The organism is Mycobacterium sp. MFM001, assembly GCF_003402475.1.
Classification (GTDB): domain Bacteria; phylum Actinomycetota; class Actinomycetes; order Mycobacteriales; family Mycobacteriaceae; genus Mycobacterium.
In genome coordinates this window covers 86333-110009 of sequence record NZ_BFAB01000007.1, presented here as the reverse complement: position 1 = coordinate 110009, position 23677 = coordinate 86333, and the positions used below count along the sequence as shown (strand labels likewise).

The 23677-nt window shown below is 66.4% G+C and carries 24 protein-coding genes; 8 read left to right on the top strand and 16 right to left on the bottom strand.

The features are described from left to right. Positions 1 to 54 precede the first annotated feature (54 nt). Positions 55 to 1101: an iron-siderophore ABC transporter substrate-binding protein gene (locus tag MFM001_RS13950; protein WP_116375872.1), complete on the top strand. Its 1047-nt coding sequence runs from the start codon at positions 55 to 57 to the stop codon at positions 1099 to 1101. Between the two features lie 119 nt (positions 1102 to 1220). Next, positions 1221 to 2264 (top strand): NAD(P)-dependent alcohol dehydrogenase, encoded by a 1044-nt coding sequence (locus MFM001_RS13945; RefSeq protein ID WP_116375871.1) that lies wholly within the window; start codon positions 1221 to 1223, stop codon positions 2262 to 2264. Here MFM001_RS13945 and MFM001_RS13940 read toward each other — a convergent pair. Continuing rightward, positions 2253 to 2594: a DUF3349 domain-containing protein gene (locus MFM001_RS13940; protein WP_116376087.1), complete on the bottom strand. Its 342-nt coding sequence runs from the start codon at positions 2592 to 2594 to the stop codon at positions 2253 to 2255. The two genes, MFM001_RS13945 and MFM001_RS13940, sit on opposite strands and share 12 nt — an antisense overlap. 107 nt (positions 2595 to 2701) lie before the next feature. On the opposite strand from MFM001_RS13940, the gene MFM001_RS13935 reads away from it, so the two are divergent. Next, entirely contained in the window at positions 2702 to 3013 is a 312-nt protein-coding gene (locus tag MFM001_RS13935) for a hypothetical protein (protein ID WP_238159171.1), read from the top strand. Between the two features lie 3 nt (positions 3014 to 3016). On the opposite strand, the gene nrdF is transcribed toward MFM001_RS13935, so the two are convergent. The 3 genes from nrdF to MFM001_RS13920 all read right to left on the bottom strand — a co-directional run bounded on the left by nrdF (position 3017) and on the right by MFM001_RS13920 (position 6321). Then, complete coding sequence (nrdF, locus tag MFM001_RS13930; RefSeq protein WP_099539517.1) at positions 3017 to 3991, bottom strand: class 1b ribonucleoside-diphosphate reductase subunit beta; 975 nt, start codon at positions 3989 to 3991, stop codon at positions 3017 to 3019. 109 nt (positions 3992 to 4100) lie between these two features. Then, entirely contained in the window at positions 4101 to 5618 is a 1518-nt protein-coding gene (locus MFM001_RS13925; RefSeq protein WP_116375870.1) for an NAD(P)/FAD-dependent oxidoreductase, read from the bottom strand. 37 nt (positions 5619 to 5655) lie between these two features. Further along, positions 5656 to 6321 (bottom strand): TetR/AcrR family transcriptional regulator, encoded by a 666-nt coding sequence (locus MFM001_RS13920; protein WP_238159170.1) that lies wholly within the window; start codon positions 6319 to 6321, stop codon positions 5656 to 5658. A gap of 101 nt (positions 6322 to 6422) precedes the next feature. Here MFM001_RS13920 and MFM001_RS13915 point away from each other — a divergent pair, with 101 nt between their 5' ends. Beyond that, the gene (locus tag MFM001_RS13915; protein ID WP_116375869.1) at positions 6423 to 7988 is read left to right on the top strand and encodes an MFS transporter; all 1566 of its coding nucleotides are present in this window, start codon (positions 6423 to 6425) and stop codon (positions 7986 to 7988) included. On the opposite strand, the gene MFM001_RS13910 is transcribed toward MFM001_RS13915, so the two are convergent. The 5 genes from MFM001_RS13910 to MFM001_RS13890 form a co-directional block, all read right to left on the bottom strand. Then, a complete protein-coding gene (locus MFM001_RS13910) occupies positions 7985 to 8719 on the bottom strand; it encodes a TetR/AcrR family transcriptional regulator (RefSeq protein ID WP_116375868.1) in 735 nt (244 codons plus the stop codon). The two genes, MFM001_RS13915 and MFM001_RS13910, sit on opposite strands and share 4 nt — an antisense overlap. A gap of 125 nt (positions 8720 to 8844) precedes the next feature. Then, positions 8845 to 11013, bottom strand: a complete 2169-nt coding sequence (gene nrdE, locus MFM001_RS13905) for a class 1b ribonucleoside-diphosphate reductase subunit alpha (protein WP_371685538.1) — start codon at positions 11011 to 11013, stop codon at positions 8845 to 8847. Then, on the bottom strand, positions 10980 to 11429 hold the full coding sequence (gene nrdI / locus MFM001_RS13900) for a class Ib ribonucleoside-diphosphate reductase assembly flavoprotein NrdI (RefSeq protein WP_116375866.1): 450 nt from the start codon (positions 11427 to 11429) through the stop codon (positions 10980 to 10982). The genes nrdE and nrdI overlap by 34 nt, the downstream gene beginning before the upstream one ends. Before the next feature lie 9 nt (positions 11430 to 11438). Then, a complete protein-coding gene (locus MFM001_RS13895; RefSeq protein ID WP_116375865.1) occupies positions 11439 to 11678 on the bottom strand; it encodes a redoxin NrdH in 240 nt (79 codons plus the stop codon). A gap of 416 nt (positions 11679 to 12094) precedes the next feature. Further along, positions 12095 to 12622, bottom strand: a complete 528-nt coding sequence (locus MFM001_RS13890) for an NAD(P)H-dependent oxidoreductase (protein ID WP_116376083.1) — start codon at positions 12620 to 12622, stop codon at positions 12095 to 12097. Between the two features lie 108 nt (positions 12623 to 12730). Between MFM001_RS13890 and MFM001_RS13885 the strand changes: the two genes are divergently transcribed. Then, positions 12731 to 13333: a TetR/AcrR family transcriptional regulator gene (locus MFM001_RS13885; protein WP_116376084.1), complete on the top strand. Its 603-nt coding sequence runs from the start codon at positions 12731 to 12733 to the stop codon at positions 13331 to 13333. After that, positions 13330 to 14361: a DNA polymerase IV gene (locus MFM001_RS13880; RefSeq protein ID WP_116375864.1), complete on the top strand. Its 1032-nt coding sequence runs from the start codon at positions 13330 to 13332 to the stop codon at positions 14359 to 14361. Before MFM001_RS13885 ends, MFM001_RS13880 begins: the two co-directional genes overlap by 4 nt. On the opposite strand, the gene MFM001_RS13875 is transcribed toward MFM001_RS13880, so the two are convergent. Both MFM001_RS13875 and MFM001_RS13870 read right to left on the bottom strand, forming a co-directional pair. Continuing rightward, positions 14353 to 15210 carry an SDR family oxidoreductase gene (locus MFM001_RS13875; RefSeq protein WP_116375863.1) on the bottom strand — a complete coding sequence of 286 codons (858 nt, stop codon included), beginning with the start codon at positions 15208 to 15210 and terminating at the stop codon, positions 14353 to 14355. The genes MFM001_RS13880 and MFM001_RS13875 overlap by 9 nt on opposite strands. A gap of 82 nt (positions 15211 to 15292) precedes the next feature. After that, positions 15293 to 15946 carry a TetR/AcrR family transcriptional regulator gene (locus tag MFM001_RS13870; RefSeq protein ID WP_116375862.1) on the bottom strand — a complete coding sequence of 218 codons (654 nt, stop codon included), beginning with the start codon at positions 15944 to 15946 and terminating at the stop codon, positions 15293 to 15295. A gap of 107 nt (positions 15947 to 16053) precedes the next feature. Here MFM001_RS13870 and MFM001_RS13865 point away from each other — a divergent pair, with 107 nt between their 5' ends. Both MFM001_RS13865 and MFM001_RS13860 read left to right on the top strand, forming a co-directional pair. Continuing rightward, positions 16054 to 17532: a cytochrome P450 gene (locus MFM001_RS13865; RefSeq protein ID WP_116375861.1), complete on the top strand. Its 1479-nt coding sequence runs from the start codon at positions 16054 to 16056 to the stop codon at positions 17530 to 17532. 75 nt (positions 17533 to 17607) lie between these two features. Beyond that, positions 17608 to 19083, top strand: a complete 1476-nt coding sequence (locus tag MFM001_RS13860; protein WP_116375860.1) for a cytochrome P450 — start codon at positions 17608 to 17610, stop codon at positions 19081 to 19083. Here MFM001_RS13860 and MFM001_RS13855 read toward each other — a convergent pair. The 5 genes from MFM001_RS13855 to MFM001_RS13835 all read right to left on the bottom strand — a co-directional run bounded on the left by MFM001_RS13855 (position 19080) and on the right by MFM001_RS13835 (position 23672). Then, complete coding sequence (locus MFM001_RS13855) at positions 19080 to 19556, bottom strand: homocitrate synthase (RefSeq protein WP_116375859.1); 477 nt, start codon at positions 19554 to 19556, stop codon at positions 19080 to 19082. The two genes, MFM001_RS13860 and MFM001_RS13855, sit on opposite strands and share 4 nt — an antisense overlap. A gap of 164 nt (positions 19557 to 19720) precedes the next feature. Continuing rightward, on the bottom strand, positions 19721 to 20128 hold the full coding sequence (locus tag MFM001_RS13850) for a DUF302 domain-containing protein (RefSeq protein WP_116375858.1): 408 nt from the start codon (positions 20126 to 20128) through the stop codon (positions 19721 to 19723). A gap of 17 nt (positions 20129 to 20145) precedes the next feature. Continuing rightward, complete coding sequence (locus MFM001_RS13845; protein WP_238159197.1) at positions 20146 to 21048, bottom strand: anti-sigma factor RsbA family regulatory protein; 903 nt, start codon at positions 21046 to 21048, stop codon at positions 20146 to 20148. Between the two features lie 108 nt (positions 21049 to 21156). Then, a complete protein-coding gene (locus MFM001_RS13840; RefSeq protein ID WP_371685545.1) occupies positions 21157 to 22527 on the bottom strand; it encodes a FadR/GntR family transcriptional regulator in 1371 nt (456 codons plus the stop codon). Further along, positions 22524 to 23672 carry a thiolase family protein gene (locus MFM001_RS13835; RefSeq protein WP_116376082.1) on the bottom strand — a complete coding sequence of 383 codons (1149 nt, stop codon included), beginning with the start codon at positions 23670 to 23672 and terminating at the stop codon, positions 22524 to 22526. The genes MFM001_RS13840 and MFM001_RS13835 overlap by 4 nt, the downstream gene beginning before the upstream one ends. Positions 23673 to 23677 lie beyond the last annotated feature (5 nt).

The window sequence follows — 23677 nt, the reverse complement described above, 5'->3', positions numbered from 1 at the left end:
TTGTCGAGCCGTCTGCGACCCGCCATTGCGCTGACGGCGACGGCCATCGCTTTTATGGCCGTGGCCTGCACATCCGGCGCTCCCGGCGGCAAGCCGTCGTGGCCTGCGTCGCGCTCGGTGATCACCAGCACCACCCAGATCGCCGGTGCGGGGGTTTTGGGCAACCAGCGCCGGCCCGACGAGTCGTGCGCGCCGCAACCGGCTGCGCCGGCTCCGGGACCCGCGATGCGCCCGGCCCACAACGCGGCGGGCGTGCAACCCGACGTCGTCGACGTGCACGCCGACCCGCAGCGCATCGTGGCGCTGACCGGCGATGCGCTCGACGCCCTGTGCGCGCTGGGATTGCAGTCCCGGATCGTGGCCGCGGCGCTGCCCGACGGCTCGTCGAGCCAGCCCTCGTATCTGGGCACGCTCGTCAACCGGCTGCCCGGGGTGGGCAGCCGCAGCACCCCGGACGTGGCCGCCGTCGCGGCCGCCAAGCCGGACCTGATCGTGGGCTCGGCGCGGTTGACGCCGCAGTTGTACCCGCGGCTGGCGGAGATCGCCCCGACCGTGTTCACCGGGGCGCCGGGGGCCGCATGGGAGGACAACCTGCGCGGGGTCGCGACGGCCACCGGGCGTGCCGGCGCGGCCGACGCGCTGATCGACGACTTCACCGCCAAGGCCCGCGAAACGGGCGCGGCGCACGACGCCGCCCACTACCAGGCGTCGGTCGTGCAGTTCACCGAGAACACCGTGCGGGTGTGCGGGTCCGACAACTTCCCCGCCACCGTGCTGGCCGCCGTCGGCGTCGACCGCCCGCCGACGCAGCGCTTCACCGACAAGCCCTACATCGAGATCGGCACCAGCGACGCCGACCTGTCCCGCGGCGCCGATCTTTCCGCGGCCGACGCCGACATCGTGTACGTGTCGTTCGCTTCGCCGGCCGCCAAGGATCGCTCGCCCACCGTTTTGGACAGCGACCCCTGGCGCAAGCTGTCGGCCTACCGCGACAACCGGGTGTTCATCGTCAACAATGAGATATGGCAGACCGGGCAGGGCCTGATCGCCGCCCGCGGCATCGTCGACGACCTGCACTGGATCAACGCCCCGATCAACTGAACGCCGGGTTGTGACCTTGCCCTCAACCGATGGAAATACATAGGTTACCTAGGTTATTCTGGCGGCCAACCCCCAAAAATCCGATAACTACAGACACGCGCAGGTACGAGGTTTTCCGAATGAGCACTGTTTCCGCGTATGCCGCCACCTCGGCGACCGCACCACTGACCAAGACCACGATCGAGCGCCGCGATCCCGGCCCCCACGACGTGGCCATCGACATCAAATTCGCCGGCATCTGCCACTCCGACATCCACACCGTCAAGGCCGAATGGGGGCAGCCCAACTACCCGGTGGTTCCCGGCCACGAGATCGCCGGCGTGGTATCGGCGGTGGGCTCCGAAGTGACCAAGTACAAGGTCGGCGACCGCGTCGGGGTCGGCTGTTTCGTCGACTCCTGCCGCGAGTGCAGCAGTTGCCTGGCCGGGCTTCAGCAGTACTGCAAGGGCAGCGGCATGATCACCACCTACAACGGCGTCGGCCGCGACGGTCAGCCCACCCAGGGTGGCTACAGCCAGGCGATCGTCGTCGACGAGAACTACGTGCTGCGCATCCCGGACGCGCTGCCGTTGGACGCCGCCGCCCCGCTGCTGTGCGCGGGCATCACGCTGTATTCGCCGCTGCGGCACTGGAATGCCGGACCCGGCAAGCGGGTCGCGGTGATCGGCCTGGGCGGCCTGGGCCACATGGGCGTCAAGCTGGGCAAGGCGATGGGCGCCGAGATCACCGTGCTATCGCAGTCGTTGAAGAAGATGGAAGACGGCCTGCGGCTGGGCGCCAGCCACTACTACGCGACCAGCGACCCGGACACCTTCAAGAAGCTGCGCAACAGCTTCGACCTGATCCTCAACACCGTGTCGGCGAACCTGGATCTCGGTGAATACCTCAAGCTGCTCGACGTCGACGGCACTCTGGTGGAACTCGGCATTCCCGAGCACCCGATGCCGGTGCCGGCGTTCGCGCTGGCGTTGATGCGGCGCAGCCTGACCGGATCCAACATCGGCGGCATCCCGGAAACCCAGGAGATGCTGAACTTCTGCGCCGAACACGGCGTCACACCCGAGATCGAGGTCATCGAAGCCGACTACGTCAACGAGGCCTACGAGCGGGTGCTGGCCAGCGACGTGCGCTACCGCTTCGTCATCGACGCCTCAACTTTGTGAGGCGTCGGCCTCCTCGACACTGACCCCGGCCAGCGGCCACCCGGCCGCGGCCAGCGTGGCCGCCACCCGGTGAATGTTTTCCGGACCGGCGTCGTAATGCGTCATGTCGGAGATGAACTCGGCGATCTCGTCGTGGTCAATCTCGCCGTCCGCCAACCCATCTGACTTGCTGGCGGTGATGTTGTGCACCACCTCGGCAAGCTGCTCTTCGGTCAGCGGCGTGCTGCGCAGCAGCGCCAGCAGCGGCACCCGGTCGGGTCCGGGAACGCCGTCGGGATAGCCGGCCTGCAGCCAGCGCAGTACCGAATTCAGAAACGAAGGGTTGGCCACGAACTCCAGTGTTGTGCCGGCCGGTCGTCGCCGCCACTCGACGCCGCACAACTCACAGAACTCATAAGCCGCTCACAGGCATACGCTGTAGTACGCCAAGGTGGGAGATGGATCGCGCTCGGGAGGCCGCGATGATGAGGTTCGTCCTGGCCGCCGGCGCCGCGGTCGTTGTTGCGATGGTCGCGACGCCGGGAGTCAGCTCAGCGCAATGCGACCCCAACATGTCGCACATCTTGGCAACCAACGAGTGCAAACCGCCACCGCCGCCGCCATCGTGGTACACGCCCCCGCCGCCGTATGCGCCGATGTATGCCCCGCCGGATGTGCCGCCGCCCCCGCAAACGCCGCCGCCGTCGCCGTGGCCGGTCCACCCGGTATGGGATGGGGGCCGACAGCAGTGGGTCTGGATAGGGATCTGAGCTTTAGAAGTCCCAGTCCTCGTCCTCGGTGACGACGGCCTTGCCGATCACGTACGACGACCCCGACCCCGAGAAGAAGTCGTGGTTCTCGTCGGCGTTGGGGCTCAGTGCCGACAGGATCGCCGGGTTGACGTCGGTCTCGTCACGTGGGAACAGCGCCTCGTAGCCGAGGTTCATCAGCGCCTTGTTGGCGTTGTACCGCAAGAACTTTTTGACATCCTCGGTCAGCCCGACCTCGTCGTAGAGATCCTGGGTGTACTCCACCTCGTTGTCGTAGAGCTCGAAGAGCAACTCGTAGGTGTAGTCCTTCAATTCGGCTTGCTTGGCAGCGTCTTCCAGGGCCAGTCCGCGCTGGAACTTGTAGCCGATGTAGTAGCCGTGCACCGCCTCGTCGCGGATGATCAACCGGATCATGTCTGCGGTGTTGGTCAGCTTGGCCCGGCTCGACCAGTACATCGGCAGATAGAACCCGGAGTAGAACAGGAAGCTCTCCAAAAGAGTGGAGGCCACCTTGCGCTTGAGCGGCTCGTCGCCCCGGTAGTACTGCATCACGATCTCGGCCTTGCGCTGCAGGTTGGGGTTTTCTTCCGACCAGCGGAAGGCGTCGTCGATCTCGGCCGTCGAGCACAGTGTGGAGAAGATGTTGCTGTAGCTGCGTGCGTGCACCGACTCCATGAACGCGATGTTGGTGTAGACGGCTTCCTCGTGCGGCGTAAGCGCGTCGGGAATCAGGCTGACCGCGCCGACCGTGCCCTGGATGGTGTCGAGCAGCGTCAGCCCGGTGAATACCCGCATGGTCAGCTGCTTTTCGTGATCGGTCAGCGTGCCCCAGGACGGGATGTCGTTGGACACCGGCACCTTTTCGGGCAGCCAGAAGTTGCCGGTGAGCCGGTCCCAGACCTCGGCGTCCTTCTCGTCTTGCAGACGGTTCCAGTTGATCGCCGAAACGCGGTCGATCAGCTTGAGTTTTTCGGTCACCAGAACCCCACTTCACCAGGACGAATGGTCGGCTGTGCTCCAGGCCTCAAACACTACCCCTGGGGTCCGACAACGCACCGCAACACAACACCTAGTGTCTGGGCGTGTCTTAGACGGCGCTGCCGATCCCGAAGAACTGGTACTCCGCGGGCCGCAGCGAGCGGGTGCCCATCCAGTACTGCCACGTGTAGCCGCCCCACAGCACCCGGTTGTTGCCGTGCTCGTCGAGGTACCAGCTGCTGCACCCGCCGGAGTTCCACACCGAGCGGCCGAGCTTGCGCTGCAGCTCCTCGTTGAACTGGTCCTGCGCGGCGCGGGTCGGAGCCAGCGCCTGCGCGCCGAGCCGGTCGCACGCCGCGATCGCGTCCGCGACATAGCGGATCTGCGATTCGATCATGAACACCACCGAGTTGTGTCCCAGCCCGGTGTTGGGGCCCAACAGGAAGAACAGGTTGGGCACGTCGGCGACGGTGATTCCGCGGTGTGCGCCAAGGCCTTCGCGGTTCCAGCGGTCGACCAGGTCCTCGCCGTGCATCCCCTTGATCTGGACGTAGGTGTAGGAGTCGGTGACGTGAAAGCCGGTGGCGAACACGATCACGTCGGCGGGCCGTTCTTTGCCGTCCGCGGTGACGATGCCGTCGGGCGTGATCCGGGCGATGTGGTCGGTGACCAGTTCGGTCTTCGGGTCGGCGACGGCGCGATAGTAGTTGGAGGAGTTCAGGATTCGCTTGCAGCCGATCCGGTAGTTCGGGGTCAGCTTGCGGCGCAGCTCGCGGTCCTTCACCGAGCGGCGGATGTTCCACTTGCCCAGCACCTCGCCGACCTTGAGAAGACTGGGCCGCTTGGTCATTCCGTAAGCCACCACCTCGTGCCCCCAATACAGGGCGGTGCGCAGTCCGAGTCGCAAACCGGGGATGTTCGCCAGGGCGCGACGCAGCCCGGCCGGCAGCTCCTCGTTGGTGCGGGGGATCACCCACGGCGGAGTGCGTTGGTAGAGCTGTAATTCGGCGACCTGGTCGACGATCTCGGGCACGATCTGGATGGCGCTGGCGCCCGTGCCAATGATCGCCACCCGCTTGCCGGCCAGGTCGACGTTGTGGTCCCATTCGGCGGAATGGAAAGTGGGGCCGCGGAATTCGTCGCGGCCCTCGAAATCGGGGACCGACGGGATGTGCAGCGCGCCGGCACCGGAAATCAAGAACTGCGCGACGTACTCGCGCCCGTCGGCGGTGAACACATGCCAGCGGTGTTCCTCGTCGTCCCAATGTCCGCGCTCGACAAGCGAATTGAACTCGATGTAGCGGCGCAACCCGTATTTGTCGGTGACGCCTTTCAGGTAGTCCCAAATCTCGGGCTGGTAGGAGAACAAGTGCTTCCAGTCCGGCTTGGGCTCGAAGGAAAACGAGTACAGATGCGACGGGATGTCGCATGCACAGCCGGGGTAGCTGTTGTCGCGCCAGGTGCCGCCGACGTCGTCGGCCTTCTCCAGGATCACGAAGTCCACGCCCTGGCGCTGCAGGGCGATCGCCATGCCCAGACCGGAGAACCCGGTGCCGATGATCACCGCGCGGGTGTGTACCGGCGATTTGTGTGCCGCGTCCTGCGGCGCCGACTCAGTAATGGTCACGCGGCGATCCTACCTGGGAACGCCGGTACCGGGTACTTCAGCGGCCCTCGGTCAGCAACGCGACCGACCGTCGCAGCTCTTGTTCGGGCGGAGGGGCCGGCAGCGGCGCCTCGGGCCGGGCGCCGAACGCGTCGACCATCAGCGCCGCGAACCGCCGCCACGCGTCCGGCGCGGCCGTGCCCGTCGTCTTCAGCACCCCGGCGTTGGCCATCAGCATGACGACGACGTCGCCGGCCACCGCGTCGGGCCGCAGACTTCCTTCGTCCTGCGCCCGCCGGATGAGCTCGCGGAGCTTCTCCAGGGTCTCGTTGGTGCGCTGCTCGACAGCGCTGGTGGCCGGAAAGGCGGTGGTCAACAGGTCACGCAGGCCGGCGTCACCGGCTTGCAGCTCGCCCAGCTCGAACACCAGCGTCCGGAACCCGTCCCAGGCGCTCGGATTGGCCAGCGCGCGATCCACTGCCTCGGTGTAGCGGGAGATGTTGCGCTCGAACGCGGCGGCCGCCAGGTCCGCGCGGGTCGGGAAGCGCCGATACAGCGTCGCCACCCCCACCCCGGCCCGGCCGGCGATCTCCTCCAGTGGCACCGATAGCCCGCGCTCGGCGAACAGCTCGGCGGCGGCGGCCAGGATCCGGTTCCGGTTGAGTTTGGCGTCGGCACGAAGTGGCCTGGCTCCCTTTTCGCGCGGCGCTGCGCCTGAAATCACAGGTCGACCCTACCCGCCGAACTGGAGGAAGGCATCCACTTATGCGTATCTTCGACAAACGTAAGCGGTAACTACCCTCCACATACGAACGGAGCACACACATGGCCGTCACACTGACTGCCCCGGAGCTGACGCACGCCGGCCGGCACCGGGCGCCCAGCCAGGACGGGATGCGGGGCAACCCCTGGTGGACATTGATCGCCGTCTCGATCGGCGTCGTCATGGTCGGCCTCGACGCGTCCGTGGTGGCCATCGCCAACCCGCGCATCGCCACCGACCTGCATGCGTCGCTGTCTGATCTGCAGTGGATCACCGACGCGTACATGCTGGCCCTGGCCTCGCTGCTGATCTTCGGCGGAAAACTCGGCGACCGGTTCGGCCGCCGTCAGATGTTCTTCATCGGCGTGGTCGGTTTTGCCGCGACGTCGGTGGGCATCGGGCTGATCGGCACGGTCGGCGGCGTCATCGCGCTGCGCACGCTGCAGGGGGTGTTCGGCGCGCTGCTGATGCCGAGCACGTTGGCCATCGTCCGGGCCGCGTTCCCGCCGGAGAAGCTCAACACCGCCGTCGGGATCTGGGGCGCCGCATCGGGTGTGTCGATCGCGGCCGGACCGATCGTCGGCGGGTTGCTGGTCGAACACGTCAGCTGGGAGTCGGTCTTCTACATCAATGCGCCGATCGCGGCCGCCGCGCTGTTGATCGGCGCGCGCGCGATCGTCGAGACCCGCAGCGCCGGCGAACACCACCTCGACATCCCGGGCATCGCCACGCTGTCCGGTGGGCTGTTCCTGATCGTGTTCGGGTTGATCAAGGCGCAGAACTGGGGCTGGCTGGCCGGCCGGACGCTCGGCGTGCTGCTGGCGGGCGTGGCGACGCTGGCGGTGTTCGTGCTGATCGAATTGCGCGCGGCCGAGCCGCTGCTGCCGATGCGGCTGTTCGCCAACCGGTCGCTGTCGATCGGCACCGCAGTGGTCGTCATCGACTTCTTCGCGCTGTTCGGCGCGGTGTTCTTCTTGTCGCTGTACCTGCAGAACGTGCAGGGCTACTCCCCCGTCGAGACCGGTGTGCGCACGCTACCGCTGAGCCTGACGCTGATGGTCACCGCGCCGCTCAGTGGCTGGTTGACCGAGAAGTTCGGGCCGCGCCCGGCCATGGTCGTCGGGCTCGCCGCCGTCGCGGGCGGCCTGTTCTCGCTGGCGTTCCTGCGCGCCGACTCGGGGTACGACGCGCTGTGGCCGGCGTTCGTCTTGCTGGGCGCGGGCATCGGCCTGGTGCTGACCGCCAGTTCCGACGCGATCGTCGGAAACGCCAGCGTCGACGACGCCGGACTGGCCGGCGGCCTGCAGAGCACCGCCGTGCAGCTGGGCGGAGTGTTGGGCACCACGATTCTGGGCTCGGTGGTGTCGAGCCGGGTCGGGTCGGTGCTGGTCGATCAGCTCACCGCCGCCGGCACTCCGGCACCAATCGCCGCCAAGTTGACCGCCGCGAAAGAGCTTGTGGCCCAGGGCGTTACGCCGACAGTTCCCGGCATGCCCGCGCCGCTGGCGCATGCGGTGGCGCAGGGCAGCCACGGCGCGTTCATGGTCGGGCTGCATGCCTCGATGGTCGTAGCCGCGGTGGCAGCGGCTGTGGGTGCGGTGCTCGCCCTGTTCGTGCGTCGCGGTTAGCTGGCTTCGCGCGGCGCCGCGCTGTGGATCGGCAAGTCCGGGTCCATCTCGATGCCGAGCAGCTCCGCGGTGCCGCCAATGACGCCCATCATGATGGTCGTCAGGTGCTCGACAAACTTGTCGTGCGGCATCCGCCGGGGGCTGTCGGGTTCAGGCCCGAGCCACCAGTCGGTAGCCGACTGCGCCGAACCGAACGCGGCGAACGCCGCAAGTTCGATCGCGGCACGGTCGAGCTCCATCTCCCGCAGCTCGTTGTTGAACATCTCGGCCATCGCCAGGGTGATCTCGCGGCCTTCGTTGAGGGCCCGCATCGTCGACTCGGAGCGCTCCGGGAAGCGGCCCTGGATGAAGAACCGGAGGACGTTGGGATGTTGCTCGACGAGGTTGACGTACTCCTCGACGCTGCGCCGGATGATGTCGCGAGCCGAATTGGTGGCGAAGTCGACCGACGGGAAGACCGCCGCCCACAACATGTCGCGCAGGCGTTCGCCGATCGCCTGGAACAGATCGGATTTGTCGTGGAAATGCCGGTAGATCTTGGGTTTGGCGGTGCCGGCTTCTTCGGCGATCTCCCGTACGCTCAACTCGGGCCCTAGCCGGTCGATGGCGCGGAAGGCCGCCGCGACGATCTCGCCGCGGACCTTCTTGCGGTGTTCGCGCCAGCGTTCGCTGCGAGCGTCGACCTTGCCCCCGGGCCTGGGGCCCGGGTGGGGTCGAGGGATTCTCACCACGTCAAGCACTTTACCGTCTTGCGGTCGCTGACCTGCGGAGACTGGCCAGTCGGTGCCCTCGAGTGGCCAGTTGTGTCACGCGAAACGCCAAATCGCGTGCCTTAAGTGGCCACTCGGGACGGGAGCTACAGCATGCAGGACACGCAGCCTTCCACCTCGGTGCCTTCCAGCGCCATCTGCCGCAGCCGGATGTAGTAGAGCGTCTTGATTCCCTTGCGCCAGGCGTAGATCTGCGCCTTGTTCACATCGCGGGTGGTCGCGGTGTCCTTGAAGAACAACGTCAGGCTCAGCCCCTGGTCCACGTGCTGGGTGGCTGCGGCGTAGGTGTCGATGATCTTCTCGTAGCCGATCTCGTAGGCGTCCTGGTAGTACTCCAGGTTCTCGTTGGTCATGTAGGGCGCCGGGTAGTAGACCCGCCCGATCTTGCCCTCCTTGCGGATCTCGACCTTCGACACGATCGGGTGGATCGAGCTGGTCGAGTGGTTGATGTAGGAGATCGACCCGGTGGGCGGCACCGCCTGCAGGTTCTGGTTGTAGATGCCGTGCGCCTGCACCGATTCCTTCAGCCGCTTCCAATCGTCTTGCGTCGGGATGCGGATGCCGGCGTCGGCGAAGAGCTGACGCACCTTGGGGGTCTTGGGTTCCCAGACCTGCTCGGTGTACTTGTCGAAGAACTCCCCCGACGCGTACTTGGACCGCTCGAAGCCCTTGAAGTGCGTACCCCGTTCAATCGCAATGCGATTCGATGCCCGCAGCGCGTGGTAGAGCACCGTGTAGAAGTAGATGTTGGTGAAGTCGACGCCCTCTTCGGAGCCGTAGAAGATCCGCTCGCGGGCCAGATAGCCATGCAGATTCATCTGGCCCAGGCCGATCGCATGCGAGTCGTTGTTACCCTGCTCGATCGAGGGCACCGAGTAGATGTGGGTTTGGTCTGAGACCGCGGTCAGCGCCCGGATCGCCACCTCGATGGTCTGCGCGAAGTCCGGCGAGTCCATGGTCTTGGCGATGTTCAACGACCCGAGGTTGCACGAAATGTCTTTGCCCACTTTTGCATACGAGAGATCCTCGTTGAACAACGACGGCGTGGACACCTGCAGGATCTCCGAGCACAGATTCGAATGCGTGATCTTGCCCTCGATGGGGTTGGCCCGGTTCACCGTGTCCTCGAACATGATGTAGGGGTAACCGGACTCGAACTGCAGCTCGGCCAGCGTCTGGAAAAACTCGCGGGCCTTGATCTTCGTCTTGCGGATCCGCGCATCGTCGACCATCTCGTAGTACTTCTCGGTGACGGAGATGTCGGCGAACGGCACGCCGTAGATGCGTTCGACGTCGTACGGCGAGAACAGGTACATGTCCTCGTTCTTCTTGGCCAGCTCGAAGGTGATGTCGGGGATCACCACGCCTAGGCTCAGCGTCTTGATCCGGATCTTCTCGTCGGCGTTCTCCCGCTTGGTGTCCAGGAAGCGATAGATGTCGGGGTGATGCGCATGCAGATACACCGCGCCGGCGCCTTGGCGTGCACCGAGCTGGTTGGCGTAGGAGAACGAGTCCTCGAGCAGCTTCATGATCGGGATGACGCCCGAGCTCTGGTTCTCGATGTTCTTGATCGGCGCGCCGTGTTCACGAATGTTGCTCAGCAGCAACGCAACTCCCCCGCCGCGCTTAGACAGTTGCAGCGCGGAGTTGATGGAGCGCCCGATCGACTCCATGTTGTCCTCGACGCGAAGGAGGAAGCACGAAACCGGCTCTCCCCGTTGCTTTTTGCCCGAGTTGAGGAACGTCGGAGTGGCCGGCTGGAACCGGCCGTCGATGATCTCGTCGACCAGCTTCTCGGCCAACCCGGTGTCCCCGGCCGCCAACGTCAGCGCCACCATCACGACGCGGTCCTCGAAGCGCTCCAGGTAGCGCTTACCGTCGAAGGTCTTCAGCGTGTATGAGGTGTAGTACTTGAATGCGCCGAGGAACGTCGGGAACCGAAACTTCTTGGCATACGCCCGATCCAGCAGGTTCTTGACGAAGTTGCGCGAATACTGGTCGAGAACCTCACGCTCGTAATAGTTCTCACGGATCAGGTAGTCGAGCTTCTCGTCCTGGTTGTGGAAAAAGACCGTGTTCTGGTTGACGTGCTGCAGGAAGTATTCGCGCGCCGCCAGCACGTCCTTGTCGAACTGGATCTTGCCGTCGGCGTCGTACAGATTCAGCATCGCGTTGAGGGCGTGGTAATCCGTCTCGCCCGGCAACGCGTGCCCGGCGGGCGCTACACGCTCTGCAGTTGCGGCGGTTGGTGGCACGTGTCGTCCTTCCAAAAGTCAGCCAGACCCGCGCGGACGGCCTCGACGTCGTCCGGGGTTCCCATCAGTTCGAACCGGTACAGGTACGGAACGCCACACTTGCGGGACACCACATTGCCCGCATAGGCGAATTCGGCACCGAAGTTGTTGTTGCCCGCAGCGATGACCCCGCGGATCAACGAGCGGTTGTGCTCGTTGTTCAAAAAGGCGATCACCTGCTTGGGGACGTAGCCGCCGTCGTTGATGTCCGGGGTGGCCCGGCCACCGCCGTAGGTCGGCAACACCAGGACGTACGGCCTGTCCACCTCGATGCGGCCGTGCAGCGGTATCCGCGTGGCGGGAATGCCCAGCTTCTGCACGAAGCGGTGGGTGTTTTCCGACACGCTGGAGAAATAGACCAAGCTGCACGACGGCACGGCAATCTCCTAGGCGGTCAGCGCAGCACTGGCAAGCGCCTTGATCCGGTCCGGCCGAAAGCCCGACCAGTGCTCGTTGCCGGCCACCACGACGGGAGCCTGCAGATAGCCCAGCGCCATCACGTAGTCGCGTGCCTCGCTGTCAATCGAGATGTCGACCTTCTCGTACGCGATGCCCTCTTTGTCCAGCGCCTTGTAGGTGGCGTTGCACTGCACGCATGCCGGCTTGGTGTACACGGTGATGCTCATCGGCGGTACGGCTCCTCTGCTGGGAAGGTGACACGGGACTGGCAACTACTTGGTACTGCATCTGCGCTCTTGGTTCAGCAGACCGTCACGCCCCGGAATTCCCCTGTTCGCCGACCGCCTAGGCGGGCTGATCAATCCTTGCCCTGGCGGTCCGGCTGACCGGGTGAACCCGGGGCCTGTCGGTGTGCTGAAACACTACACCTAGTGGGTGACAATAAGAAGGGATACAACATCTTCTGAACAACATTCATGAAATTCCCTGGTCGTAAGCCTGCCCGCCACCTCCCCATCGGCGTGTCGTAGATCACAATTCGGCCTCTTCAGCCGTGCCCGGAGCACGCGCACAGATCTACCACCGGCCACCGACAAACGACGCCCGGAAGCTGCCTTCCGGGCGTCGCACAGCAAACGAAAGTTCAGCTCACTTCGGCGGCCAGCTTGCCGACCACGTCGCGCACGCTGGCGGTCAGCTCGGCATGCTCGCTGGGATGCCGGCCGTCCAGCGACGTGAGCGGCACCGAGAGCTTGATCGCCTCGACCACCCGCGGACCGGCGATGCCGAACGACTTGCGGGTCTCGTCGTGCGCCCACACCCCGCCATAGCGGCCCAGCGACCCGCCGATGACCGCCAGCGGCTTGCCCTTCAGCGCGCTGTTGCCAAAGGGCCGCGAGAGCCAGTCGATCGCGTTCTTGATCACCGCGGGAATGGTGCCGTTGTATTCCGGGGTGACCACCAGGGCGGCGTCGGCGTCGGCGGCCGCGGCGCGCAGCGCGGTGACACCCGCCGGCACGTCGGACTCGTTGTCGATGTCCTCGTTGTAGAACGGCAGCTCGCCGAGCCCGTCGAAGACGGTCACCGTCACGCCGTCGGGGGCGAGGTCCACCGCCAACTGTGCGATCTGTCGATTGACCGACGCAGCACGGAGGCTGCCCACCAACGCCATGATCTTGATGTCCGGCACTTCGGGATTCCCTTCGGTTGTTGGTCTACATCCTTGCACGGCCAAACCGGACCGTAGTCCGATTTATTCCGGCCGGGTTACAGTGCAGTGGTGAGCCTCGCCGATCGGTCGGGTGAGCTGCCCGTTTCCGCCCCGCAAGAACGCGGCGACGCGGCACGCAACCGCGAACTGCTGCTCCAGGCGGCCCGGCAGCTGATCGCCGAGCGGGGCGCCGACGCCGTCACGATGGACGACATCGCCGCCGCCGCCGGCGTCGGCAAGGGCACGGTCTTCCGCCGCTTCGGCAGCCGCGCCGGGCTGATGATGGTGCTGCTCGACGAGGACGAGCGGGCCAGCCAGCAGGCGTTCCTGTTCGGCCCGCCGCCGCTGGGCCCGGACGCGCCCCCGCTGGATCGACTGGTGGCGTTCGGCCGGGAGCGCCTCTGCTTCGTGCATGCTCACCACGAATTGCTCTCAGCGGCTAGCCGCGATCCGCAGACCCGCTACAGCGCGCCCGCCGCGGTGCAGCACACGCATGTACGGGTGTTGCTGGAGGCGGCCGGCACCAGCGGGGACCTCGACATTCAGACCGATGCCCTGCTCGCCCTGCTCGACCCCGACTACGTCGAGCATCAACTCATCCACGGGGGCCACACCCTGGACACCTTGGGCGACGCGTGGGAAAGCTTGGCGCGCAAGCTTTGCGGCGTATGACCTGGATCCTGCACGTCGACCTCGACCAGTTCCTGGCGTCGGTCGAACTACGGCGCCACCCCGAATTGGCCGGGCTGCCAGTCATTGTCGGCGGCAGCGGCGACCCGACCGAACCGCGCAAGGTCGTCACCTGCGCCTCGTATGAGGCGCGCCAGTTCGGGGTGCACGCCGGCATGCCGCTGCGCACCGCCGCGCGCCACTGCCCCGACGCCACCTTCCTGCCGTCGGACCCGGCCGCCTACGACACCGCTTCCGAGCAGGTGATGGGGCTGCTGCGCGATCTCGGCCACCCCGTGGAGGTGTGGGGTTGGGACGAGGCGTTCGTCGGCGCCGACGTCAAGGATCCGGTGGCACTTGCCGAACAGATTCGTGCCGTCGTCTCCAGTGAAACCGGACTGTCCTGCTCGGTAGGGATCAGCGACAACAAACAGCGCGCCAAGGTGGCCACCGGATTCGCCAAACCCGCCGGCATCTATCAGCTCACCGACGCCAACTGGATGTCGGTGATGGGTGATCGGCCGGTCGACGCGCTGTGGGGAGTCGGGCCGAAGACCGCGAAAAAGCTTGCCACCCTTGACATCACCACGGTCCGAGAGCTGGCGCAGTCCGATGCCGAGCTGCTCACGTCGGCATTCGGCCCCCGCACCGGGCTGTGGCTGTTGCTGCTGGCCAACGGCGGCGGCGACGACGTGGTCAGTGCCGAGCCGTGGGTGCCGCGCTCGCGCAGCCACGTCGTCACCTTTCCCCGCGACCTGACCGACCGAGACGAAATGGCCGCGGCGGTAACCGAATTGGCGCGACGAACGTTGAGCGAGGTGGTCGCCGAGTCGCGAGTTGTCACCCGGGTCGCCGTCACGGTGCGCACCGCGACGTTCTACACCCGCACCAAGATCCGCAAGCTGGACCAGCCCACGGTCGACGCCGACGCCGTCGTCGCCGCCGCACTGCAGGTCTTGAATCTGTTCGAGCTGGACCGCCCAGTTCGCCTGCTCGGGGTGCGGCTGGAACTGCAGATGCCGCTAGCGTGACAACGCCTTTGGGCGCAGCGCCCTCGTGAACAACACGTTGACCTGACGCATCGCCACGCTGTAGGGCCACCACGCCACCCGCTTGAATGCATACAGCGCACGGATATCCGGCGAGGTGTAGATCAGGTAGCGGTTCTTGGCGACGCCGGCCAGAATCTTCTCGGCCGCCTTCTCCGGCGTGACGGCGTGGCCGCTGAAGCGGTTGATCCAGCGTTGCACGTTGGGGTCCTCGCGGTCGACGCCGGCGATCTCGACGGTATTGACCAACGGGGTGTTCACCGCGCCGGGCACCACTACCGACACCCCGATGCGGTGCCGGGCCAAATCGAAGCGAAGCACCTCCGACACCCCGCGCAGCCCGTATTTGCTTGCGCTGTAGGCGGCATGCCACGGCAGCGCGACCAGACCGGCCGCCGAGGACACGTTGACCAAATGCCCGCCCCGGCCGGCAGCGACCATCGGCGGGATGAACGTCTCGATGACGTGGATCGGGCCCATCAGGTTGATCGCGACCATCTTGCTCCACTGCTCGTGGCTGAGTTGGTTGACGGTTCCCCACGCCGAGACCCCGGCGATGTTCATCACGATGTCCATGCTCGAGTGGCGGGCATGGATGTCGGCGGCGAACGAGGCAACCTGTTCGTAGTCGGCGATGTCCAGCGCCCGGTGCTCGGGGACTTTCGCGCCCAGCGCGAGCGCGTCGGCCACGGTTTCCGCCAGCCCCTCGGCGTTGCGGTCGGTCAGGTACAGCTCGGCGCCCTGGGCGGCCAGCCGCAATGCGGTCGCGCGGCCGATGCCGCTGGCCGCACCGGTGAGAAAACACTTCTTGCCCGCGTAGGTCGTCGCCATGGCGGAGACGATACCGCCGACGGATGCGACTGCCCCGTTCCTCCTCGGGCCGTGCCGGCCCGCATCGTCGCCGGGGCGGCCGCTAGGAGTCCGTCGACCCGCTCCACAACGCACTACGCCACAGTTGCTCGAGCACGCGTATCCCGCGCTGCACGTCACCGTCGGGTCCGAGATAGGCGCTGTCACCGGAGAGCATCTGCGCGGTGGTGACCGACAGTGTGCGCACCAGCGCCGGGATGTCGTCGCTGATCGGATGCGCGGTACCGGCTTTCAGCTCGTCCTCGACGATGCCGATGATCTGCTCGATCACGCCGTCGACCTGCTGATCGAGAATCTCGCGGATCTCGGCGTCGGTGTTGCGGGCGACGTTGCAGGCCGACATCACGGGATCGTTGTGCGCGTAGACGAGGGCGGCGCTGCCGACCATCCGCTTGGCGAACGCGGCCGGCGACTCGTCGGGCCCGCGCGGGGCGAAGTAGTGGGTCAACTCTTCGAGCTCGTGGGTCGCCTCAGCCAGAATTTGGGCCAGCACAGCGTATTTCGAGTCGAAGTAGAAGTAGAAACCCGACCGGGCCACCCCGGCGCGATCGCTGATCGTGCTGACCGACAGCTCGGCGAACGGCTTCTCCTCCAACAGCTCACGCACCGCCTGCACGATCGCCTGGCGCTGCCGGTCCCCACGCCTTGTCGGGGCAGCCGGATCGGTGCTGCGCCGGGAGTCCTGCTGGGTGCTCACCGTTCGACCTTGCACCACACAAGAAGAAAACGAAACTTGACAGCCGTCAAGCCCGTCCTCAGGATGAGTTTTAGTGACGGCGGCCACAATCTCCGAAAGGAGCGTCGATGGCGACCATCAGCACTCCGCACTATCTGCTCGACCAGGCCAAGCGCCGGCTGACGCCGTCCTTCAACAACTTTCCCGGCATGGCCGCCGTCGAGCGCAAGTTGCGCAACACCGAGTTTCCGCCGAAAAAGCTCGCGGATCCGCCGCCGGGCAGCGGGCTCAAGCCCGTGATGGGCGATGCCGGGCTGCCGATCCTGGGCCACATCATCGAGATGCTGCGGGGCGGGCCCGACTATCTGATGTTCCTGTACCACACCAGAGGTCCGCTGATATTCGGCGATTCGCCGGTTCTGCCCGGGGTCGCGGCATTAGGCCCAGATGCGGCTCAGGTCATTTATTCCAACCGCAACAAGGACTACTCCCAACAGGGTTGGGTTCCGGTGATCGGCCCCTTCTTTCACCGCGGTCTGATGCTGCTCGACTTCGAAGAGCACATGTTCCACCGGCGCATCCTGCAGGAAGCCTTCGTCCGAACACGGCTGGTCGGCTACGTCGAGCAGATGGATCAGGTTGTGTCCCAAGTGGTTTCGAACGACTGGGTGGCCAACGACGCGCGCTTTTTGCTCTACCCGGCGATGAAGGAGCTCACTCTCGACATCGCCTCGATGGTGTTCATGGGCCACGAACCGGGCACCGACCACGAGCTGGTCACCAAGGTGAACAAGGCCTTCACGATCACCACCCGTGCCGGCAACGCGATCATCCGCACGAGCGTGCCGCCGTTCACCTGGTGGCGCGGCCTGAAAGCGCGTGAGCTGCTGGAGAACTACTTCGCGGCCCGCGTGAAAGAGCGTCGCGGCAAGGACGGCAACGACCTGTTGACGGTGCTGTGCCAGACCGAGGACGAGGACGGCAACAGCTTTTCCGACGAGGACATCGTCAACCACATGATCTTCTTGATGATGGCCGCTCACGACACGTCGACATCGACCGCGACCACGATGGCCTACCACCTGGCCGCCCACCCCGAGTGGCAGCAGCGCTGCCGCGACGAGTCGGATCGGCTCGGCGACGGCCCGCTCGACATCGAATCGCTGGAGAAGCTGGAGACGCTCGACCTGGTGATGAACGAGTCGATCCGGTTGGTGACGCCGGTGCAGTGGGCCATGCGCCAGACCGTGCGCGACACCGACCTGCTCGGCTACTACCTGCCCAAGGGCACCAACGTCATCGCCTACCCCGGCATGAACCATCGGCTGCCGGAGCTCTGGACGGATCCGTTGAAGTTCGACCCGGAGCGGTTCACCGAGCCGCGCTGTGAGCACAAGCGACACCGCTACGCGTTCACGCCGTTCGGCGGCGGCGCACACAAGTGCATCGGAATGACGTTCGGGCAGTTGGAGATCAAGACGATCCTGCACCGGCTGCTGCGCCGATACCGGCTGGAACTGCCTCATCCCGGATACGAGGCGAAGTGGGACTACGCCGGCATGCCCGTGCCGGTCGACGGCATGCCGATCGTGCTGCGCCCGCTGTGACAAACTTGACAGCTGTCAAGTTTCGTCGTCAGGATGGGGTTCAGTGACGGCTGCCACAACCGGTAAGGAGCCTCGATGGCGACCATCAGCACTTCGCGCTACCTGCTCGACCAGGCCAAGCGCCGGCTGACGCCGACGGTAAACACCATTCCCGGCATGGGGGTGATCGAGAAGCGGCTGCTGGACGTCGACTGGAAGCAACACAAATTGGCCGAGCCGCCGCCCGGCAGTGGACTGAAGCCGGTCATGGGAGATTCCGGGCTCCCAGTCCTGGGCCACATCATCGAGATGTTCCGCGAGGGCCCCGATTTCCCGCTGCACCTCTACCAGACCCGCGGGCCGGTTTTCTTCGCCGACTCGCCGATCCTGCCGTCGATCGTCGCGGTCGGTCCCGACGCCACCCAGGCCATCTTCTCCAACCGCAACAAGGACTTTTCGCAGAAGGGCTGGCATCCGGTCATCGGCCCCTTCTTCAACCGGGGCCTGATGATGCTCGACTTCGAAGAGCACCTCTACCACCGGCGCATCATGCAGGAGGCGTTCACCCGTCCGCGGCTGGCCGGCTACGTCGAGCACATCGACCGGGTCGCGACGGCGGTGGTCGCCGACTGGCCGACCAACGACGCACGCTTCCTGTTCCATCCCGCGATGAAGGAGCTCACCCTCGACATCGCCTCGATGGTGTTCATGGGTCACGAGCCGGGCACCGACCACGAGCTGGTCACCAAGGTCAACAAGGCGTTCACCACCACGACGCGCGCCGGCGGCGCGATCATCCGCACCAGCGTCCCGCCGTTCAAGTGGTGGCAAGGACTTCGGGCCCGCAAAGTCCTCGAGGACTACTTCACCGAGCGGGTCAAGGAGCGCCGCCGCGCCGAGGGCAACGACATGCTCACGGTGCTGTGCCACACCGAGGACGAAGACGGCAACAGCTTCACCGACGAGGACATCGTCAACCACATGATCTTTTTGATGATGGCGGCCCACGACACCTCGACGTCGACGACCACGACGATGGCCTACAACCTGGCCGCCAATCCGGAGTGGCAGGAACGCTGCCGCGACGAGTCGGATCGGCTCGGCGACGGCCCGCTGGACATCGAGGCGCTGGAGAAGCTGGAGACGCTGGACCTGGTGATGGACGAGTCGCTGCGGCTGGTGACGCCGCTGCCGTTCAACATGCGCCAGACCGTGCGCGACACCGACCTGCTGGGGTATTACGTGCCGGCCGGCACCAACGTGGTGACCTGGCCGGGGATGAACCACTGGCTGCCCGAGCTGTGGACCGAACCGCGCAAGTTCGATCCGGAACGGTTCACCGAACCACGCAGCGAGCACAAGAAGCACCGGTATGCGTTCGCGCCGTTCGGCGGCGGGGCGCACAAGTGCATCGGGATGGTGTTCGGCCGGCTGGAGGTCAAGACCGTCGTGCACCGGCTGCTGCGCCGCTATCGGCTGGAGCTGCCGCGTCCCGGCTACCAGCCGCGCTGGGACTACGGCGGGATGCCGATCCCGATGGACGGCATGCCGATCGTGCTGCGACCGCTCTAAGCAGTCAGCAGCCGGTTGGCGCAGGCGATCACCGCGCGCAACGCGGACTGCGTCGCGTCGTCCGACCAGCCCATCGCCCACTCGGCCCGGGCGCCGTCGCTGCCCCGGATGAAGGTGGCGATGTTGTCGTCGGCGCGCAGTTGGTGAAACCGCAACATCTCCACGGCGATGCCCTTTTCGTGGAGCATCTCGGTGAGCGCGGCGACGGGACCCGTCGCGGTGGCGGTGACGGTCTCGATGCGGTCGCCGAACCCGAGGGTGGCGCGAAACGTGCGGGCCTGCGGTCCCAGCCGGGTGGCGGGCCGCTCGGCGTCGGTGCATTCCCACTGGCCCAGCCGCACTGGGCCTGCGGTCGGTGCATAGGTGGCGGTGAAGGTGCTCCACGACATGGTCTCGGCGTCCTCCCGCAGCCCGCCCGGCAACGAAACGGGCGCGCCGTCGATGCGAGTCGTACGTGGTTCGGGGATTGCCATGTGCCGGTCTTCTCTGGTCTAAAGGGAGTGACCGACGGGTAGTAGCGTCCGACCCACAGCGGGGGGTCGGTCTGGATCAGACCCCGCTGCGGGTGCTGGCTACTACGAGAAGATGCTGCACGGTTGTCGAGACTAGCCGCGCCTGCCGGCGGGCTGCAAGTTCATTACGCGGGCTGCTCGGAGACCTCCCGGAGGGCCTCCTGCAGCAACCCGCGCACCGCGTCGGCGATGTCGTCGAGCCCGGACTCCTTGGTCACGTCGACCATCAGCCGCGGGTCCATCGCGTCGACGATGACCGTGTCCGCCGCGTCCGGATCGCGGCGCACCACCACATTGCAGGGCAGCAACACGCCGATCTGCCGGAACACATTGACGGCCTGGTGGGCGAACTGCGGGTTGCATGCGCCCAGGATCAGGTAGTCCTCCATGTCCTCGCCGAGCTTGGCTTTCAGCGTGGCCTTCACGTCGATTTCGGTGAGGACACCAAAACCCTTCTGCGCCAGGGCTTCCCGCGTGCGGGCGACCGCGTCGTCGAAGGAGGTGTGCAGGGTGGTCGATAGTGCGATGCTCATGGTCGACTCCTTTCTTGTCAGCCGAGCCGAAAGTAGGCCTGGATCGTCGTTCCGGTGGCAGTCGCGTGGGTGCGCACCAGATCCGCGACCGTGTTGACCAGAAACAGCCCGCGTCCGGTCAGGGCGTCCGCGGCCGGGGGGCGACGCCCGGCCAGCGGATCCTCGAGCCGGCCGGCATCGCCGGCCTCGCAGACGATGTGTCCGTTGTGCTGCCAGAAGGCCAGCCGGCAGACGCCGCCGGTGTGCTGCAGGCTGTTGGTGGCCAGCTCGGTGGCGATCAGCTGCAGGCTCGCGATGCCCTCCGGCGACAGACCCAGCCACTGCGCATAGCGCGCGGCGAACGACCGCGCCGGACTGAGATCTGCCAGCTCGCGCACCGTGTAAGTGACCGCCATCGTGTCGCTGGGCAGCGGCTGGTTGTACCGGGCCAGAGCCTCGTCGGGCGCATAGTCGGCGTTGGACTCTGTCGTGCCGCCCCGCCATAACAGGGGGTGGGTGCTGCGTGCGTCGGCGAGAGCGTTCTCGCCGAGGCCGCGGGCGTCGTAGGGACACAGCGCGGCCGCCTCACGATCGGCGAACAGCGCATTGCACAATGCCTCGTTCTCCACGCAGCCGGGGTATTCGTCGGCGCTGCGGCCGGGCCAGACCGGTTCGCCGACGATGCGCACCCGCCGATCACGGTTCCGGTCGGCGAAGGTGGCCATTACGCCCATCGCGCGGGCCGGGTTGCGTCCGACGTCGGCCATGTCGGCCATCGTCACGTCCGCGCAGGCATCGCCCAATCCGTCGCGAAGCAAACTCAGGTGGCCGGTGGGGACTGCGACCAATACCGGCTCGCTGCTGCGTAATCCGTCCAGGATGAACGGCACTACCGCGTCGAGGTATTCGCGGTCGCCGCGGTAGAACAGCGCGGAGTGCATGAAGCCCGCCGAGTCGACGTGTGGCTGTTGCACAATTGCCACCTCGATTGCGTTGCCGGCGCCCCCGCCGGGGCTGAGATTACCCGGCTCCCCCGCCGTCATAAACCGCTACAACCACCACGATGCGGCGGCGTCCAGATGACGTCGGGCGCGGTGGCGAGCCAGGCTGTCGTCGCCGTCCGCGATGGCCTCGATGATCCGCCGGTGCGCATGCTGGACGTCGGCGAAATCGCCGTGGCTCGGCGGCTTCTGCTCGGCGGCGGCCCACTGCCGGCGGAACAGCTCGACCAGGATCCGCAGGAACAAGTCGAGCACGGCGTTGCCGGCCAGCTTCGCCATCCCGCTGTGGAACAGGAACTCTTCCATGCCGGCCTTGCGAAGGTCGTCGCCGGTGTCATCGATGACCTGTCGATGGGTGTCGAGAAAGGCCCGCACCTCGGGGGCGTCGTGTCTGCCGACAACCTTTGCGACATTGTCGATTTCGATGACGTCGCGCACCAGGCGCAGGTCGTCGCGGCTGGGTTCACGGTATTGCAGGTAGAGCGCGATGGTGTCAATGCTGGCCTGCGCCTGCGGTTTTCCCACCACCAGGCCGCCGCCGGGCCCTCGGCGCATCCGGGCGACGGCGTGGTATTCCAGCAGCCGGACCGCTTCGCGAAACACCGACCGGCTGACTCGATAGCGTTCCAGCAGTTCAACCTCGCTGCCGAGGATGGACCCGATCTGCCAGCCGCCTGCGGCGATATCGTCGCGGATGGCGCCCGCCAGCACCTCGGCCCGCTTGGCGGGTGCGGCGTCCGGTCTGCGCGGCCGAGTGGACTTGCGGTGTTGCTGCAGCCATGCCGTCACCGATTCGACGTGGCGTTCGCTGAGTGTTTGGGCGCGCGCCGAGTCGCCTGCGGTGACGGCGGCGACGATCTCGGCGTGCTCGTCGCGGGTCCGGTCCAGCGCCCCGGCGTCCGCGCGCGAACCGCGGGCGAACTGTGTTGTCAGCCGCATCAGGATGTCGATAAACAGCTGCAGCACAGGATTTTTGGACTCTGCCGCCAGCGCTGTGTGGAATTCGTGCTGCGACGCCGTCTGTAGCACGTCGCGCAGCCGTTGGATGCCGGTTTCGTCGATGCGCTCGGCGGCGATCACCGCCGCCAGCGGCTCGAGCAGCAGACGCGCGCCCAGTAGATCGTGGACCGTCGTGCCTTGGTACTCCAGGTAGATCACGACGGCGTTGGTCGCCGCGGCGGCGTCGGGTTCGCAGACCAGCAGTCCGCCGCCGGGTCCGCGTCGCATCCGCGCGACCTGGTGGTGCTCGACCAGGCGCACGGCTTCGCGCAGCACCGATCGGCTGACGTGGTAGCGCTGTTGCAGCGCGTGCTCGGATCCCAGCGATTCGCCGACCGGCCAGCCGCGGCGAATGATGTCGGCCTCGATGCGGCGGGCGATCTGCGCAGCCCGTTTGTCCGGTTGTGGTTCGCCGGTCAGCATGTCAGGAGCATGCAGCCGGCGATCGGGCCGCCGCCCGCGGCCACGACCGCGACCTGCGGGCGGCGCGGCACCTGCCGCGCACCCGCCTGGCCGCGCAGCTGCAGGCACGCTTCGTGCAGCACCCAGTAGCCGTGCATGCGTCCGGCCGACAGTTGCCCGCCGTAGGTGTTCAGCGGCAGCACGCCGTCGCGGGCGATCCGCTCGGCGCCGTCGACAAACGGGCCGGCCTCGCCGTCACCGCACAGGCCCAACGCTTCCAGCCACGCCAGCGTGAGAAACGTGAAGCCGTCGTACAACTCGGCGATCTCGATATCCGCCGGCGTGAGGTAGGTCCGTGACCACATCTGCGCCGCCGCGTCGGTAGCCGCCATCTTCGGGTAGTCGGGGCGGTGAAACCAGCCGCCCGCGCCGTCGGATCCGCCGATGGCTTCCACCCCGACCGGTGGCTGCGGGCAGTCGCCGGCGTACTCCGCGGCCGAAACCACCACCGCGATCGACCCGTCGACCGGGACGTCGCAATCCAGCAGCCCGAACGGCGACGAGACCGGCCGCGCGGCCAGGTAGTCGGCCATGGTCAGCGGTTCGCGGTATACCGCCAGCGGATTCAACGCAGCGTTGCGCCGGCTGTTGATCGCCAGCCAGCCCAGCTGCTCCTTGGTGGTTCCGTAAAGGTGCATGTGCCGTCGGCAGTGCATCGCCAGCCAGTTGGCCGCCGAATAAGCATGCGCGGCAAGGAGTTCGGTGATGTCGTCCATTCCGCCGATGCTGGACTGTTCGCCCTGCGCGTTGGCCGGCACTGAGCCACCGATCATTTGGACAGTGCGATAGACCAGCACGTGGCGGGCCTGTTTGTCCGCGACCGCATGACACGCCGCCATCACCGGGGTCAGCAGGCCGGCGGCACCGAACCCGGATTTGTAGTCCACCGCGTCGATGCCCAGTGCGGCGGCGACTTCCGGCACCGGCGTCTCGCCGAGGCTGGCGATGCCGTCGATGTCGGCTGCGGTCAGTCCCGCGTCGGCGATGGCGGCGCGCACCGCCTCGCTGGTGAGCTCCAGCCCGGGAATGCCGGTGCGACGGCCGATGCGCGAGATGCCGATTCCGGACACGATGGCGTTCTTCTCGTAGTGTCGGCTTGGCACCAAAA

Bases quoted from the DNA above. Each gene is read 5' to 3' on its own strand.
- MFM001_RS13950 (WP_116375872.1), top strand. From the start codon at position 55: ATGGCCGTGGCCTGCACATCCGGCGCTCCCGGCGGCAAGCCGTCGTGG.
- MFM001_RS13945 (WP_116375871.1), top strand. From the start codon at position 1,221: ATGAGCACTGTTTCCGCGTATGCCGCCACCTCGGCGACCGCACCACTG.
- MFM001_RS13935 (WP_238159171.1), top strand. From the start codon at position 2,702: ATGGATCGCGCTCGGGAGGCCGCGATGATGAGGTTCGTCCTGGCCGCC.
- MFM001_RS13915 (WP_116375869.1), top strand. From the start codon at position 6,423: ATGGCCGTCACACTGACTGCCCCGGAGCTGACGCACGCCGGCCGGCAC.
- MFM001_RS13895 (WP_116375865.1), bottom strand. From the start codon at position 11,678: ATGAGCATCACCGTGTACACCAAGCCGGCATGCGTGCAGTGCAACGCC.
- MFM001_RS13890 (WP_116376083.1), bottom strand. From the start codon at position 12,622: ATGGCGTTGGTGGGCAGCCTCCGTGCTGCGTCGGTCAATCGACAGATC.
- MFM001_RS13880 (WP_116375864.1), top strand. From the start codon at position 13,330: ATGACCTGGATCCTGCACGTCGACCTCGACCAGTTCCTGGCGTCGGTC.
- MFM001_RS13875 (WP_116375863.1), bottom strand. From the start codon at position 15,210: ATGGCGACGACCTACGCGGGCAAGAAGTGTTTTCTCACCGGTGCGGCC.
- MFM001_RS13865 (WP_116375861.1), top strand. From the start codon at position 16,054: ATGGCGACCATCAGCACTCCGCACTATCTGCTCGACCAGGCCAAGCGC.
- MFM001_RS13860 (WP_116375860.1), top strand. From the start codon at position 17,608: ATGGCGACCATCAGCACTTCGCGCTACCTGCTCGACCAGGCCAAGCGC.
- MFM001_RS13855 (WP_116375859.1), bottom strand. From the start codon at position 19,556: ATGGCAATCCCCGAACCACGTACGACTCGCATCGACGGCGCGCCCGTT.
- MFM001_RS13850 (WP_116375858.1), bottom strand. From the start codon at position 20,128: ATGAGCATCGCACTATCGACCACCCTGCACACCTCCTTCGACGACGCG.
- MFM001_RS13845 (WP_238159197.1), bottom strand. From the start codon at position 21,048: ATGCACTCCGCGCTGTTCTACCGCGGCGACCGCGAATACCTCGACGCG.